14 protein-coding genes are annotated in these 14462 nt (G+C 67.3%); 11 read left to right on the forward strand and 3 right to left on the reverse strand.

Annotated elements, in window-relative coordinates; genetic code table 11:
• Genes GD627_RS02900 through GD627_RS02915 form a run of 4 tightly spaced genes read left to right on the forward strand, consistent with a single transcriptional unit; the run spans position 1 to position 5595 of the window.
• Positions 1 to 852 (forward strand): fumarylacetoacetate hydrolase family protein, encoded by an 852-nt coding sequence (locus GD627_RS02900; RefSeq protein ID WP_152271277.1) that lies wholly within the window; start codon positions 1 to 3, stop codon positions 850 to 852.
• Positions 849 to 2804 carry an acetoacetate--CoA ligase gene (locus GD627_RS02905; protein WP_210250445.1) on the forward strand — a complete coding sequence of 652 codons (1956 nt, stop codon included), beginning with the start codon at positions 849 to 851 and terminating at the stop codon, positions 2802 to 2804. The genes GD627_RS02900 and GD627_RS02905 overlap by 4 nt, the downstream gene beginning before the upstream one ends.
• Positions 2801 to 4378 carry a bifunctional 3-(3-hydroxy-phenyl)propionate/3-hydroxycinnamic acid hydroxylase gene (locus GD627_RS02910; protein ID WP_152271279.1) on the forward strand — a complete coding sequence of 526 codons (1578 nt, stop codon included), beginning with the start codon at positions 2801 to 2803 and terminating at the stop codon, positions 4376 to 4378. The genes GD627_RS02905 and GD627_RS02910 overlap by 4 nt, the downstream gene beginning before the upstream one ends.
• Positions 4375 to 5595 carry an acetyl-CoA C-acetyltransferase gene (locus GD627_RS02915; RefSeq protein WP_246165278.1) on the forward strand — a complete coding sequence of 407 codons (1221 nt, stop codon included), beginning with the start codon at positions 4375 to 4377 and terminating at the stop codon, positions 5593 to 5595. Before GD627_RS02910 ends, GD627_RS02915 begins: the two co-directional genes overlap by 4 nt.
• Before the next feature lie 79 nt (positions 5596 to 5674).
• On the opposite strand, the gene GD627_RS02920 is transcribed toward GD627_RS02915, so the two are convergent.
• Together GD627_RS02920 and GD627_RS02925 are read right to left on the reverse strand one after the other, a co-directional pair.
• Entirely contained in the window at positions 5675 to 6328 is a 654-nt protein-coding gene (locus GD627_RS02920) for a nuclear transport factor 2 family protein (protein ID WP_152271280.1), read from the reverse strand.
• A gap of 41 nt (positions 6329 to 6369) precedes the next feature.
• Positions 6370 to 7557: an acyl-CoA dehydrogenase family protein gene (locus tag GD627_RS02925; protein ID WP_194265939.1), complete on the reverse strand. Its 1188-nt coding sequence runs from the start codon at positions 7555 to 7557 to the stop codon at positions 6370 to 6372.
• Positions 7558 to 7654: 97 nt separating this feature from the next.
• Here GD627_RS02925 and GD627_RS16555 point away from each other — a divergent pair, with 97 nt between their 5' ends.
• From GD627_RS16555 to GD627_RS02950, 6 genes are all read left to right on the forward strand, one after another.
• Positions 7655 to 8032, forward strand: coding sequence for a hypothetical protein (locus GD627_RS16555; protein WP_194265940.1), 378 nt, complete (start codon positions 7655 to 7657; stop codon positions 8030 to 8032).
• A 501-nt stretch (positions 8033 to 8533) separates the two neighbouring features.
• Entirely contained in the window at positions 8534 to 9175 is a 642-nt protein-coding gene (locus tag GD627_RS02930) for an ABC transporter permease (RefSeq protein WP_146360516.1), read from the forward strand.
• Entirely contained in the window at positions 9168 to 10445 is a 1278-nt protein-coding gene (locus GD627_RS02935) for an ABC transporter ATP-binding protein (protein WP_425481875.1), read from the forward strand. Before GD627_RS02930 ends, GD627_RS02935 begins: the two co-directional genes overlap by 8 nt.
• A complete protein-coding gene (locus tag GD627_RS02940) occupies positions 10442 to 11221 on the forward strand; it encodes an ABC transporter permease (protein WP_152271282.1) in 780 nt (259 codons plus the stop codon). The genes GD627_RS02935 and GD627_RS02940 overlap by 4 nt, the downstream gene beginning before the upstream one ends.
• Positions 11221 to 12222 carry a glycine betaine ABC transporter substrate-binding protein gene (locus GD627_RS02945; protein WP_152271283.1) on the forward strand — a complete coding sequence of 334 codons (1002 nt, stop codon included), beginning with the start codon at positions 11221 to 11223 and terminating at the stop codon, positions 12220 to 12222. The genes GD627_RS02940 and GD627_RS02945 overlap by 1 nt, the downstream gene beginning before the upstream one ends.
• Before the next feature lie 10 nt (positions 12223 to 12232).
• Complete coding sequence (locus GD627_RS02950; protein WP_152271284.1) at positions 12233 to 12910, forward strand: DUF6308 family protein; 678 nt, start codon at positions 12233 to 12235, stop codon at positions 12908 to 12910.
• A gap of 39 nt (positions 12911 to 12949) precedes the next feature.
• Here GD627_RS02950 and GD627_RS02955 read toward each other — a convergent pair whose 3' ends face one another.
• Positions 12950 to 13246 carry an EthD family reductase gene (locus GD627_RS02955; protein WP_152271285.1) on the reverse strand — a complete coding sequence of 99 codons (297 nt, stop codon included), beginning with the start codon at positions 13244 to 13246 and terminating at the stop codon, positions 12950 to 12952.
• A gap of 87 nt (positions 13247 to 13333) precedes the next feature.
• Here GD627_RS02955 and GD627_RS02960 point away from each other — a divergent pair, with 87 nt between their 5' ends.
• On the forward strand, positions 13334 to 14431 hold the full coding sequence (locus tag GD627_RS02960; RefSeq protein WP_152271286.1) for an NAD(P)-dependent alcohol dehydrogenase: 1098 nt from the start codon (positions 13334 to 13336) through the stop codon (positions 14429 to 14431).
• Positions 14432 to 14462: the final 31 nt, after the last annotated feature.

Raw genomic sequence — 14462 nt, forward strand, 5'->3', positions numbered from 1 at the left:
ATGCGTATTGCCAACCTGAACGGCCGTGCCTCCCTCGTGACCGAGGGGGGAGCAGTCGACATTGCCAAAGCCTCCGACGGCGCTTTCGGCCCTGACCCGATGGATGTCTACGAGCGCTGGAGTGACTTCTCCGCCTGGGCGGCCGAGGCCGCCCTGCCTGCTGGTGTGCCCTTCGAGCCGGCCGATCTCGGCATCCCGGTCCCGCGGCCGCCGCAGGTGCTTGCCATCGGCGTGAACTACAAGGACCACGCCGCGGAGGCCAACATCCCGGCACCCGAGGAACTGATCGTCTTCACGAAGTTCCGCTCCAGCCTCGCAGCGCCCAACGTGCAGGTCGAACTGCCGAGCGACGACGTCGATTACGAAACCGAGATTGTCGTGGTTATCGGTAAGGAAGGCCACCGGATCGGGAAGGCCGATGCGTGGCAGCACGTGGCCGGCATCGCCGTCGGCCAGGACTACTCGGAGCGCACGGTACAGCGCCGTCCCCCCGTGCCGCAGTTCTCGATGGGCAAATCGTTCCCGAATTTCGGACCGTTTGGACCGTACGTGGTCACACCGGACGAATTCCCGAACCGTGACTCCATCTCGTTCCACGCGGTGCTCGAGCGCCCGGGGGAAGAGGCGATCACCGTTCAGGACGGCGACACGGATCAGCTGTTCTTTCCGATTGACGAGAGCATCCACCGGCTCTCACAGATTGTGACGCTGCTGCCCGGGGACATTATCTTCACGGGCACGCCGGCGGGCGTGGGACTTTCGCGCGGGATCCTGATGCGGCCGGGCTATCGCCTCACCAGCACCCTCGACGGCTTCGGCTCGTTCACGAACGAGTTCACCGCGGCATCGTGACTCAGACGTCCGAGGCGCCCGAAGTCACCTGGGCGCCCACCGAGGAAAGCATCCGGAACACCCAGCTGTGGGCGCTCCGTGAGCTCGCCCTCGAACGCCACGGCGTGCTCCTCGATGACTACCCTGCCTTCTGGCGGTGGTCGGTCGAGGAGCCCGGGGCCTTCTGGGATCTCGTCCGTGAGCATGCGGGCCTGATAGGTGACGGGCTGGTGGGACCTGCCCTGTCGGAGCGCCGCATGCCCGGCGCGGTCTGGTACCCGGAGGCCCGGCTGAACTATGCCGAGAACGTCCTGCGGCATGCGGACGCACGGCCGGATGAGGTGGCAATCGTCGGACTGTCCGAGGACGGGCGCAGCGAGTGGACCTGGGCCGGGCTCCGGGATCGCGTCGCCGCCCTCGCCGCCCGCCTGCGCGGCCTCGGCGTCGGGCAGGGCGACGTCGTCGCGGGGGTCTTTCCGAACATCCCCGAGGCGATCGCTGCGATGCTCGCGGCCGCATCCCTCGGCGCCATCTGGTCCGTGTGCTCCCCCGACTTCGCCAAACCCGCCATCGTCGACAGGCTCGCACCGCTGGAGCCCCGCGTGCTGCTGGGTTTCTCCGGCTACACGTTCAAGGGCCGTGCGGTCGACTCCCGGCCGCTGGTGGACTCGGTTGGTTCCGCGCTGCCCACGGTGACCGACGTCGTGTACCTCGACGACCTCGATGCCTTGCCGCCCGCACCTGCGGACTACCGGCGCCTCCCGTTCGACCACCCCTTGTGGGTTCTCTTCTCCTCCGGAACCACCGGCGTCCCGAAGGGAATCGTGCACGGACACGGCGGAATGCTGCTCGAATCCGCCAAGGGAATCGGGCTGCAGTTCGACCTTGGTCCGGGCGATCGCTACTTCACCGCAGCGAACACCTCCTGGATGGTGTGGAACACCCTGCCGAACACGCTCAGCGTCGGGGCGTCCGTGGTTACCTTCCCCGGTGCGTCCATGTGGCCGGATGCCGACCGCCAGTTTGCCCTCGTCGCGGAGACGCAGGCGACGATGCTCGCGACCGGCGCGGCATATCTTGCCCTGGTGGAGAAGTCCGGTCTGCGTCCGGGGGACCGCTACGACCTCTCCGGCCTGGGCACGATCATGTCAACGGGCTCGGTTCTCGCCCCCTCGACCTGGCGCTGGGTTCACGCGGCAGTCAAGGCCGACGTCCATCTCTCCAGTGATTCCGGCGGTACCGATATCTGCAGCGGTTTCATCGGGGGCAACCCCTGGCAGCGCGTGCACCTCGGCGAACTGCAGGGCCCGACGCTCGGAACTCCCGTCCAGGTCCGCGCCGAGGACGGCCGGGAGGCGGCCGACGACGAAGTGGGCGAGCTCGTGCTGACCGGGCCGATGCCGTCGATGCCGGTCCGCTTCTGGGGCGATGAGGATGGCGCCAAGTACCGCGCAGCGTACTTCGAGGCCGATCCCGCCGTCTGGACGCACGGCGACTGGATCAGCCGCACCCCGCGCGGAGGCGTGGTGGTGCATGGAAGATCCGACGCGACGCTTAACCGCGACGGCGTGCGGCTGGGCAGCGCGGAGATCTACGCCGCGCTGCAGACCCTGGACGAGGTGCGTAACGGCGTCGTTCTGGGGATCGAAATGCCGGGCGGGCGGTACTGGATGCCGCTGTTCGTCGAACTGGCCGACGGCGTCGAACTCAGCGACGACCTGGTGGCGCGGATCCGGACCGCCATCCGTTCCCGGGCGACGGCGCGGCACGTTCCCGACGCCATCGAGGCCGCGCCGGGCATCCCCGTCACGTACTCCGGTAAGCGGATCGAGGTGCCCCTGAAAAAGGTGTTCCTGGGGCATGACCAGGCCAAGGCGGTCAACCGCGGATCGCTGCAGAACCCGGAGACGGTCGACTGGTTCGTCCAGCGGGCCCGGGTGTTCAACGAAGAGAATGGAATCAAAGCCAAATGAGCGACAACGATGTCGATGTGCTTGTAGTGGGGCAGGGTGTGGTTGGGCAACTGACCTCGCTCTACCTTGCACAGCGCGGGTACCGGGTGCTGGCCGTTGAGCAGCACCGCGAGCCGTATTCTCTGCCCCGGGCCGTCCACTACGATCCGGACGTCAACCGCTTCCTGGCCGGAGTGGGCCTGGACGCCGAGGAGCAGGCCACGTTCAGCGAGCCTGCCCTGAGCTATGACTGGCTGACTGCCGATCGGCAGCTGCTGCTGACCTTCCCCGCACCCCTGGACGGGCCGCAGGGCTGGCCGGAGTCCACGATGTTCGCCCAGCCGGACCTCGAAGCCGCGCTGCGCAGGCACCAGGAAGCGGCCGAAGGGCTCGAGATTCGCTGGGGGACCGCGCTGACCGGGTTTGACCAGGACGCCGAGGGGGTGTCGGCGTTCATTGACGGACCCGCCGGCAAGACCACCGTCCGGGCCGCATTCCTGGTGGGATGCGACGGCGCCAACTCAGCCGTGCGGGAACTCGCCGGGCTGGCAATGACGGATCTGGACTTCAGCTCGGACTGGCTGGTGATGGATCTCCAGATGGCCGAGCGTGCATGGACACCCGAGAACGGCCAGATCTGCGACCCGCTGCGTCCCACATCTGTTGTCTCCGGCGGTCCTGGCCGCCGCCGCTTCGAATTCATGCTGATGCCGGGGGAGGACGCCGCGGCATTCACGAGCACCGGAAACGCCTGGGAACTCGTCGCACCCTGGGGGGTGGACCCTGGGAACGCGGACCTTGAGCGTCTGGCGATGTACACGTTCCACGCGCGGTGCGTCACCGAATGGAGCCGCGGACGCGTGTTCGTCGCCGGCGATGCCGCGCACCAGATGCCGCCCTTCTTCGGCCGCGGCATGGTCTCGGGCGTCCGTGATGTTGCGAACCTTGTGTGGAAGATTGACCACGTGCTGAGCGGAGTCGCGCCGCTTGGCCTGCTCGACACCTACGGGAGCGAGCGGGGTGCACACGTCCAGCATGCGCTGATGATGTCGCTGGAACTTGGGCGGATGATCTGCGAGACCGCCCCCGCCAAGGTTGAGGCGCGGGACGCGCACTTCCTCAGCACCGGGCCCTTCCCGTGGAATGCCCTTCCTCCCATGCCCCCGGAAATCCTCGGTCCGGGCTTCTTCCCCGGCGGTGCGCCCGGGTCCGATCCGGTCGCCGGCCGAATCGGCGTGCAGGGACGGCTGCGCGGCCTCGACGGCAGCGAGACGGCCGCAGACCGGATTACCTGGGGTGAGTTCGTGGCCTTCGTCGACGGGCGCGTGGTGAGCGAGGACGATGCGGAGCGTATCCGCGCGGCCAGGCCCGCCGGATTCCCGTGCAAGGTCATCGAGGTCATGCCCGCCGATACCGCGGCCCGCAACCGCCACAGCGGCAGCGACGTCGACGGCCGGTACGGGGAGGTCTTCGACTCGGCCGTGGCCGTCGTCTACCGTCCGGACTTCCATGGGTTCGCCTCCGCAAAGACCGTTGACGACGCCATAAACCTCATGGCCGCCCTTGAAACAACCCAGCTGGGGGAATCCGCATGACCATGCTCACCGACAACGACGCCGTCATTGTCTCCATTGCCCGTACAGCCATCGGACGTGCCCGCAAGGGCGGCCTCGCAGATGTGCGCGGCGATGAACTGGCCCGCCAGGTCTTCGCCGGCGTCATCGACCGTGTACCAGGATTGTCCATCGACGACGTCGACGACCTGATGCTCGGCACGGCGGCCCCCGACGGCGAGCAGGGTTTCAACATGGCCCGCGTCGTGGCGACGCTGCTCAATTACGACACGCTGCCGGGCACCACTGTGAACCGCTTCTGTGCCTCCTCGATCCAAACCACCCGGATGGCCTTCCATGCCATCAAAGCCGGGGAGGGAGACGCGTTCCTCGTCGGAGGCACCGAGTCGACATCACACGCCGCCCCGCCTGCCGGGGCCGGCAACGCCGCGTTCGACGCCGCCGCCGAACGCACCGCGCAGGCGATGCTGTCGGGGGAGCCGTGGCATGACCCACGTGCCGAGGGGGAAATGCCCGACGCCTATATCCAAATGGGCCACACGGCGGAGTACGTGGCGCGGCTGACCGGCGTCAGCCGCGCGGAGCAGGACGCCTTCGCCGCACGCTCGCAGCATCTGGCGGCCGAAGCGCAGGCCAGCGGCTACCTGGCGCGTGAAATCGTGCCCGTGGTACGGCCGGACGGATCGGTCTTCGACCAGGACGACTCGCTCCGCCCGGGGACCACGGCTGAGGCGCTGGCCGAACTCAAGCCCGTGTTCTCGCCCGTCGGAACGGTCACGGCAGGCAACGCCTGTCCGCTGAATGACGGTGCATCCGCCGCAGTGGTCGTCTCCGGACGGTACGCGAAGGCGCACGGTCTGCAGCCCCTGGCGCGCATCGTCTCGACCGCCGTCTCGGGTCTGTCGCCGGAGATCATGGGGCTCGGGCCCGTGGAATCGTCGCGGCGGGCGCTGCGTCGGGCCGGCCTGACCATCCCTGACCTCGACCTCATCGAAATCAACGAGGCATTCGCCGTCCAGGTTGTGGCTTCTGCGCGGGAGCTCGGGATTGACGTGGACCGTCAGCTCAACACGCACGGCGGGGCAATTGCCATCGGGCATCCGTTCGGTGCGACAGGCACCCGCCTCATCGGCACGCTGATCAACGGGCTGTCGGCCGGGGACAAGACGCTTGGCATGGCCACGCTGTGCGTGGGCGGCGGGCAGGGAATGGCGATCGTGCTGGAGCGCCTCAGCTGATCGGCAGAACGGAAAGCGGCCGGGTGATTCGATCACCCGGCCGCTTTTCCGTTGTTCCTGGCGCTTTGTTCCTGCGTGCTTAGAACTCGTCCTCATCGACGAACGTGGCATAGGGCTCGGGCGCGTGCACGAGTTCCTTGGGATCCCACGACGGGGTGTACTCAACCTGGAACCGCGGAGCGCTGTCCGGTCCGCCGTTTCCAATCGGGGCGGGCGGCCGGGGGAGGCTGCCGTCCGTGAAGCTCTTGTAGTAGTCGGCAACAAATGTGAGGGAGTTCCGGTACTTCCAGATCTTCCAGGCGCCCTCCTCCTTGCGGAAGACCAGGTGGTAACGGCCCCAGTACCAGAACCCGTGGAGAGGATTGCCCTCGACCCATCCGAGGTGGTGCGCCTCGGCGCCCGGCGTGATCCAGGCGGCCTTCGCCGTTTCGAGGTCGTCAGCAACCTCGATGACGGGTGTGGACAGGAGGTGCTCAACGTACTCACCGCTGAGGTCGCGGGGCGGCAGGCCTTCGTCGAGAGCGCCGACGAAGCAGCGCTGCGCGGCGTCGGAACCGGTGTAGCGGCCGAACGGGAGTTCGATTACGGTGTCGGGCCGGGTGCTGAAGTACGGCACAATCGGTTCGTTCGCATAGGCGGAGTGGAGGAACTCAATCCTTCCCATGATGTTCGAGATCTCGATGTAGGCCTCGGTGCGGGAAATCCGGCGTTCAAGTGCAGCAATGTCGGTCATGCGGTCTTCCTTTTCAGTAAATGGTGGGCAGTCGGAGCGACTTAGAACATGGGCTCGGCGTAGTCGCCGATACCAACGCCGAGCAGCGCGCCGCCCGCGACCGATGCCATGGTCTCGAAGTCGACGGCGGCGTGATTGCGCATGACCTGCGTGTCCCGGACGATCCGTTCCAGGGGGTCCCCGGTGCGGAAGATGGAGGCACCGGCTGCCCGCACCACGAGGTCGACGGCCTGGAACGCTTTCTGCCCGGATCCAGTCAGCCCCAGATTGATGCGGGCACGATCCGCGAGCGTCGCGGGACCGGCCGAGTCCCTGCCGTAAACCCGGTCGGTGTGCGCAAGCGCGTCATGCAGCTGGAGACCCGCGACCTGGACGAGGTCCCATGCCTTGCCGTAGGTCTGGCGGGTGATCGGCTCGTCGATCTGCTTCTGCCGGGTCTGCATCCGGACCCGCTTGCCGACGCCGGCCGCGAAGAGCTCAAGGGCGGCGTCGGCGGTGCCGATGGCGACGGCGGAATGGATGAGGTTGAGCGTGCGGTTCATGGGGTAGCCGATGAGCGGGTATTCAGTCAGGGCCGCACCCTCGTTGTGCTCGGACGAGTACACGGGGAAGGAAACCGTGCGGTGGCGCGGAACAAAGAGTCCCTCCACCTTGATGTCGTTGGAGCCCGTTGCCTTCATTCCGGGCACGTGCCAGGTGTCGACGATCTCGGTCTCACTGACGGGCACCACAACGCTGAGAGGACCATCGGGGGACATTGCACTGAGCGCGGCCCACTCGGCGTGGAGAACACCGGAGCCGAAGCGCCAGGTGCCGGAGACGGTATAGCCGCCCTCCACCGGGGCTGCGGCTCCGGGCGGGCCCGCAGCTGCGACAGTGAGTCCGTACGGCTTGTCCGCGAAGAACTCACCCTGTGCCTGCGCGCCGTAGCGGTAGAGGAGGGTTGAGTGCGAGATGAGGAATGCGGCAATCCAGCCGGCGGAGGCATCGCCCCGCGAAAGGACACGGACGAGGTCTGCGAACTCGCTAAGGCCGAGTGCGGAGCCTCCGTGTTCAGCGGGCACCATCGCTGTGAAGAATCCGGCCGAGCTGAAATCCTCGATGGTCTCCTCGGGCTGCCGCCGGAGGTTCTCGGCCGCGGATGCACGCTCCCGCAACAGCGGGACCAGCTTTTCCGCGCGGGCGATGAGCTCGCTTGCTGTGGGGGCGGTCGTTGTCGTCGTCGACATCGGTATACCTCTCGTGGGTGACGTAATAACCGAACTATACTGTACGTACCAGTTCAGTGTTGCACAATCGTCTTCCGCCGCTGAGCTTCGCGCATTAATGTCGCCGTCTTCCGGCAAACCAAACGGGGATGCGGGGCGTGCCCAGCTGTTCTTCCCGTCTCCGCCGGTGCTGTGGGCGCTCTGGTCCACCGGTGCCTGGAAGGCGCTGGGGGCGGAGCTGAAAAACCTCCGGAAACTGTCCCGTACTGAAAAGTGGAGGGAACGCTTTAGTGGGGCCTTCCTGTCATCGCGCTCGTTGATCGGTTCCTCCAAGTGCCCAGCGCCGCTGAGGCAGCAGGAGGGGCCGGAGGGCGGGAGGGGGAAGGTCATGCGGGTTCCCCGGTTCCGTGACCTGACCATGGTCATGTTGATGCACGGCACCGGCGGCGAGGGACTCCAGCCCCCGTCGGCGGAGGGCGAAGAGGCTTGGCCCTGAACACTCATCTACTGAGCAGGTAACGGGCTTATCCCCGCGGAATAACCCCGCTATCTGCTCACCGGATTCTGCTGAGCACCGTTATCTGCTCAGTAGATGCCGCACCGCAGGTTCATGGTGCAGTAGGCGCTGCCTGCCGGCCGGTTAGAGGGTATCTGCTGCGCTCTGAAGGGACAGGAGTCCCTGTTTCCCGCAGAACATCCCAGCCGCGCAGAAGTCGAGTCGCCCCGGAATATGAGCCCCACACGGTCCGAGCCTCGAAGCCTTCCTCAGCCGCGAACCCTCGGAAGCAGCCCCGAATCCCATCCCCGCACGCCCTTCGGTGCCCCGGAAAACCCCGGCCCGGAACCGTTGCGAAAGCGTCACGTTGTTCCGGTTGGGGCCTTTTCGGCGCTTAATGTGAAGTAGGTAACGGTAAGGTTGCTTGGTAGTTTTCGCCCGGAAGCCCAGTGAGGCCGGGCATCGACCGGACATACGTAACCAAAGTGAAGAGGTCTTGATGTGTGGGAATTCGTGGCGGACCGGTATCAGCAGATCCTGTTCGCCGGATGGCAGCACTTCAGCCTAGTTGTTCAGTGCCTGATCCTGGCCACGGTCATTGCCGTGGTCATCGCAGCCCTGGTGTACCGCAGCAAAACCCTCAGCGGACTGGCCAACGGCGTTTCCGCGGTGGGCCTGACGCTGCCGTCCTTCGCCCTGATCGGCCTGCTGATCGCGCCCTTCGGCTTCGGTGCAGTGCCGGCCGTCATCGTTGTGGCGTTTTATGCCACCCTGCCCATCCTGCGTAACGCAGTAGTGGGCCTGTCCGGGATTTCCCCGACCGTGGTCGAGTCTGCCCGTGGCATCGGGATGAGCCGGCTGCGCACGCTGCTGCGCATCGAACTGCCGCTGGCCTGGCCTGTCATCCTCGCCGGAGTCCGCGTGTCCGCGCAGATGGTGATGGGCATCGCCGCCATTGCGGCCTATGCCCTCGGCCCGGGACTGGGCGGCTTCATTTTCACCGGCCTGTCCCGCCTGGGCGGCGCCAACTCCCTCGAATCCGTAGTGGTCGGCGTCGTCGGCGTCATTCTGCTGGCTCTGCTCCTTGACCTTCTCCTGGTCGGCCTCGGCCGGCTCACAACCCCGCGAGGTATCCGTGTCTGAGACTGAATCCATAACCAACGGCGCCAAGACCACCACCGCCACCGGCATCATGCTCGACGACGTCACCAAGCGTTTCCCGGGACAGACGAGGCCCGCGGTCGGCGGACTAACCATGGAAATCCCGCGGGGCAGCATCGTGATGCTGGTGGGCCCGTCGGGCTGCGGCAAAACCACCACGCTGAAGATGATCAACCGGCTCATCGAACCCACCAGCGGGCGGATCATCCTTGACGGCGATGATGTCACCGGGATCGACGGCGACCAGCTGCGCCGCGGGATCGGCTACGTCATCCAGGCCGGCGGGCTGTTTCCGCACATGACCGTCGCGGCGAACATCGCCGTCGTGCCCAAGATGCTCAACTGGGACAAGGCCCGCATCCAGGCACGCGTGGACGAGCTGCTTGAACTGGTTTCCCTCAACCCGGCCCTGTACCGGGACCGCTACCCGAAGGAGCTGTCCGGCGGTCAGCAGCAGCGCGTGGGGGTCGCCCGCGCCCTGGCTGCCGATCCGCCGGTGCTGCTTATGGATGAACCGTTCGGCGCCGTGGATCCGATCACCCGCCAGCGGCTGCAGGACGAGCTGCTGCACATCCAGTCCGAACTGCACAAGACCATCGTCTGCGTGACCCACGACTTTGACGAGGCAGTGAAGCTCGGAGACTGGATCGCCATCTTCGATGAAGGTGCCCAGCTGGTGCAGTATGACTCGCCGGAACGGATCCTCGCCAACCCCGCCAACGAGTTCGTGGAGAACTTCATCGGCTCCGGCGCGGGCCTGAAACAGCTCACCCTGACCCGCGTCAACGAGGTGGACCTGGTGATGCCGGTTACCGCCAACGCCGGCGACCTTGCGAGCGACACCCTCTCCCGGCTGCAGGGCGAGGGCGGGCAGAACGCCGTGGTGCTGGACGAACGCGGCCGGCCCATCCAGTGGCTCTCCCGCCGCCAGCTGGCACGCCTGGACCGGCACACGGACGCCGTTGACCCGAAGCTGCCGGTGATCGGCAACCAGGCCACCCTGAATGACGCCCTGGACACCATGCTGGTCTCCAGCACCGGCGCGGCACTGGTCACCGGCCCCCGGGACCGGTTCCTCGGGATGGTCACCGTCCAGACCGTGATGGAAGCGATCACGGCCGCGAACGACGCCGCGCAGCAGGGCTCCTCGAGTGCTCCCGTCGGCATCAACAGCGGCGTGATTGAACGCAGCGACGGAGCCTCCGCCCCGGTGGAGGGCGACGCCGCGCCCGCCGGACAGGGGACGCGATGAGCACGGTCCAGTCCGCCGCGCAGGCGAGGGTCGAAGCCGAGAGCGGCGCCGGTCCGACGTCATGGCGGCCGCTGCTGCTGCAGCTGGCAGGCATCGCGGTGGCCTTCGGGCTCCTGGTGCTCTGGCTGAACACCGCCGAGCTCAGCGCCACCGAACGCACCACCCTCGCCCCCGCCGCGCTCTGGGACTACACAGTGCAGCACCTGCTGCTCACCGGTGTGGCCGCGGTGATAGTGCTGGTGATCGCCATTCCGCTCGGCGTGCTGCTGACCCGCGGACCGATGCGCCGGTACACGGGCACGATCATGGCAGTGGCCAACATCGGCCAGGCCGCGCCGGCCATCGGCCTGCTGGTGCTGCTGGCCTTCTGGCTCGGCTTCGGCTTCCGGGCAGCCATCACCGCCCTGGTGGTCTACGCCCTGCTGCCGGTCATGCGGAACACGATGGTGGGGCTGCAGCAGGTGGACCCGCGCATTGTCGAGGCCGGCCGCGGCGTCGGCATGAGTTCCACCGGCGTGCTGTTCCGGCTGGAACTGCCCCTCGCGGTGCCCGTGATGCTCTCCGGTGTGCGGACCGCCCTGGTGCTCCTGGTGGGCACCGCCACACTGGCCACGTTCGTCAACGGCGGCGGCCTCGGCATCCTCATCACCACCGGCGTGAACCTGAACCTGACCACCGTGCTGGTTGCCGGCGCCCTGCTGGTGGCGTTGCTGGCCCTGGTGGTCGACTGGATCGGCCGTGTCGTCGAGCACGTTGCCCGGCCGAAGGGACTCTGATGAACAAGCCGGCAAATGCACGGGTCCGTCTGGCTGCCGCAGCCGCCGCCGCCGGCGCCCTGCTGTTTTCGGGCTGCGGGCTCCAGCCTGCCGATTCCTATGTGCCCGAGGCCGAGCCCGGCCTGATCCGGCCGGTTGAGGACCTGCCGGAGGACGCCAAACTCACCGTGACGAGCAAGAACTTCACCGAGCAGCTCGTCCTGGGCAAGATCGCGGTGCTGACCACGAAGGTCGCCGGCTTCGACGTCACCGACCTGACCAACGTTCCCGGCAGCCAGCCGGCCCGTGAGCTGCTCCTCTCCGGACAGGCCGGAATGACGTGGGAGTACACCGGCACCGGATGGATTGCCTATCTGGGCCAGAGCGAAGGCATCCCCGACAAGCAGGAACAATGGCAGGCCGTGCATGATGCGGATCTGGCCAACGGGGTGACGTGGGGCGACCCGGCACCGCTGAACAACACCTACGCGATGGCAATCCGGAGCGAAGCGGCGGAGGAACTGGGCGTGAAGAGCATTTCCGACATTGCCCGCCTGCCGGTGGAGGAACGGACCTTCTGCCTGGAAGCCGAATTCAATTCCCGGCCGGATGGCATGAATCCCATGCTGGAGAAGTACGGCATGCCGCGCGGCACCCCTGACGGGGTGCCGGACGCCAACATCGGGATCTACGACACCGGTGCCGTGTATTCGGCCACGGACGCCGGAGAGTGCAACTTCGGTGAGGTCTTCGCCACCGACGGACGGATTGATTCGCTCGGGTTGACCGTGCTGGAGGATGACCGGTCCTACTTCCCGGCGTACAACGCCGCACCGGTCTTCAACACGGAGGTGCTGTTGGAGTATCCGGTGCTGGCGGACATCTTCGCGCAGGTGTCCCCGTTGCTTACGGATGAGGAACTGCGGAAGATGAACCTTGCCGTGGATGTCAACGGCCAGGAGCCTGCCGACGTGGCCTTCGACTGGATGGTCGGGAAGGGCCTGATTACCGTACCCGAGTGAGGTGGAACCCGTGGACCTGCCAGCCATCCTTGACCCTGGGCGCGAACAGCAGGCCGCCGGGCTCCTGCGGAGCTACTACACGCGGAAACTGACCTCGGGGCGCGTCCGCACCGGAGCGTACTTCGACACCTGGGCCGGCGGAGGAGCTACCCCCGACGCCGTGAACCGGCTGACCGCCGACGACCTGGTGGCGATCACGCTCCTCGGTGAGGACCTCAAGGGCCCGGCGGCCCTCGGGCTGCTGGGCACCCATGCTGCCGCCATCGCCGCTCTGCTTGAATCCATCCCCGCGGATCTGGACATGGCGGACGTGACTCCCCGGGACTTCGCGCAGCTGTACGGCAAGGACAGTGCTGCCTGGCAGCTGTGGGACGTGGTCCGCGGATATGCGGGCGGGCAGTGGAGAATGGGGGCCGCAAAAACCAGCAAGCTGCTGGCCCGCAAACGTCCCCGGCTGATTCCCATCTGGGACCCCGCGCTGACCCGGGCAGCGGACCTGACCAGCTCGCTGACCTACTGGGCGGAATGGCACCGGCTCCTCACTGCCGACGGCGGCGCCCTGGCGCGCCGCCTGGATGCCGTTCAGGCGGCTGCGGGCCTGCCGTCCCCGGTCTCCGCCCTGCGGGCCATGGATGTTGTCCTGTGGATGGACGCTAAGCAGCGCAGCTACCGGAGCGGCGGGGAGTGAGCCGGAGCTGCGGGGAGTAACCCGGAGCTGCGGCGCCGGTTAGCGCCGGTAGGTGAACACCGTCACCCCGCCGGAGGCAAAGTGGGGGATGTCCGCGTTGGCCAGCTGGCCCTCGGCGGTGGTCATGGCCTCCCGCATAGCCCGTTCGTCGTCGAAATCCGCCTCAAACAGTGCGAAGTACGGCGCCGTGCCTTCGGTTCCGGTGAGCTGGTGGGAATGCCGATAATTGCGTATGCCGGGAATGTTGCGTGCCAGCGGCAAATGGACGGTAGTGAAATGATGCCGAAATGCGTCATGGTCCAGCGGGTGTCCGTAAAGGACAACAAGGGTCTGCATGCGGGGCAGGGTAGCGCGGCCAACGACGCCGGGACAGGGTGGCGCGCGGAGGGAGACAGTCCGGGCGTGCCGGGCTAGGGTCCTGTTATGGTCCTTTCCAGCTCTGCAGCCCCGGCGTCCGCCCCGGCCCTGCCCCCTGTCATGCGCGTGTCCGTCCTCCGTGTTCCCGAATCCGGGGCCGCACCCGGAGAAGCAGGGCACGGGGCTCCCAACGGGCTTTCCGTCGAGGAACGTCCGCTCCCGCTGCCGGGGCCGCACGAGGTGCTGGTGCGGGTGGCCGCCGTCGGTGTGTGCGGCAGCGACGTGCACTATTACCGGCACGGCCGGATCGGAGCGTTCGTGGTGGAGCAGCCGCTGGTGCTCGGCCACGAAGCGTCCGGGACCATTGCCGCCGTCGGAGCCGCCGTGGATCCGGCACGGATAGGCCAGCGTGTCTCGATTGAGCCGCAGAAGCCCTGCCGCCGCTGCGACCAGTGCAGGCAGGGCCGCTACAATCTCTGCCCCGACATGGCCTTCTACGCCACGCCTCCGGTCGACGGAGCGTTCGCTGAATATGTCACCATCGAGGCCGATTTCGCCCACCCCGTACCGGACACCGTTTCGGACGAGGCCGCGGCCCTGTTGGAACCGCTGTCGGTGGGCATCTGGGCCTGCCGGAAGGCCGGCGTCGGTCCCGGGCAGCGGGTGCTGGTGGCCGGCGCCGGACCGATCGGGGTGATTGTTGCCCAGGTGGCCCGCGCCTTTGGAGCCAGCGCCGTTTACATAAGCGACATTGCACAGGACCGGCTGGACTTCGCCGCCCTGCACGGGGCCACGCACACCCTGCATGCCTCCCAGCCGGTGGACGGACTGGAAGTGGACGCATTCATTGACGCTTCCGGTGCGCCCAGTGCCGTCCGCGCCGGCATCCGGGCCGTGGCCCCGGGCGGACGGGCCGTGCTGGTGGGCATGGGCGCCGAGGACGTGGAGCTGCCGGTCGGCGTGATCCAGAACCGCGAAATCTGGCTCACCGGCGTTTTCCGCTATGCCAACACCTGGCCGACGGCCATCTCGCTCGTGGCCGAGGGCAAAGTGGACCTGGATGTGCTGGTCACCCACGAATTCGGGCTCGGCGAGGTGCGGGAAGCGCTCGACGCCGGGCGCGAACCGGGTGCACTGAAGGCCATGGTCCAGCCGTGGCGCTGACGGCCCGCGGTCCGGCCGTGTCGCCTCGACA

The organism is Arthrobacter yangruifuii (assembly GCF_009192775.1).
GTDB lineage: Bacteria > Actinomycetota > Actinomycetes > Actinomycetales > Micrococcaceae > Arthrobacter_B > Arthrobacter_B yangruifuii.

Coding starts and splice junctions, on each gene's coding strand:
- GD627_RS02915 (WP_246165278.1), top strand. CDS start 4,375: ATGACCATGCTCACCGACAACGACGCCGTCATTGTCTCCATTGCCCGT.
- GD627_RS02945 (WP_152271283.1), top strand. CDS start 11,221: ATGAACAAGCCGGCAAATGCACGGGTCCGTCTGGCTGCCGCAGCCGCC.
- GD627_RS02920 (WP_152271280.1), bottom strand. CDS start 6,328: ATGACCGACATTGCTGCACTTGAACGCCGGATTTCCCGCACCGAGGCC.
- GD627_RS02925 (WP_194265939.1), bottom strand. CDS start 7,557: ATGTCGACGACGACAACGACCGCCCCCACAGCAAGCGAGCTCATCGCC.
- GD627_RS02940 (WP_152271282.1), top strand. CDS start 10,442: ATGAGCACGGTCCAGTCCGCCGCGCAGGCGAGGGTCGAAGCCGAGAGC.
- GD627_RS02955 (WP_152271285.1), bottom strand. CDS start 13,246: ATGCAGACCCTTGTTGTCCTTTACGGACACCCGCTGGACCATGACGCA.
- GD627_RS02960 (WP_152271286.1), top strand. CDS start 13,334: ATGGTCCTTTCCAGCTCTGCAGCCCCGGCGTCCGCCCCGGCCCTGCCC.
- GD627_RS02910 (WP_152271279.1), top strand. CDS start 2,801: ATGAGCGACAACGATGTCGATGTGCTTGTAGTGGGGCAGGGTGTGGTT.
- GD627_RS02900 (WP_152271277.1), top strand. CDS start 1: ATGCGTATTGCCAACCTGAACGGCCGTGCCTCCCTCGTGACCGAGGGG.
- GD627_RS16555 (WP_194265940.1), top strand. CDS start 7,655: ATGTCGCCGTCTTCCGGCAAACCAAACGGGGATGCGGGGCGTGCCCAG.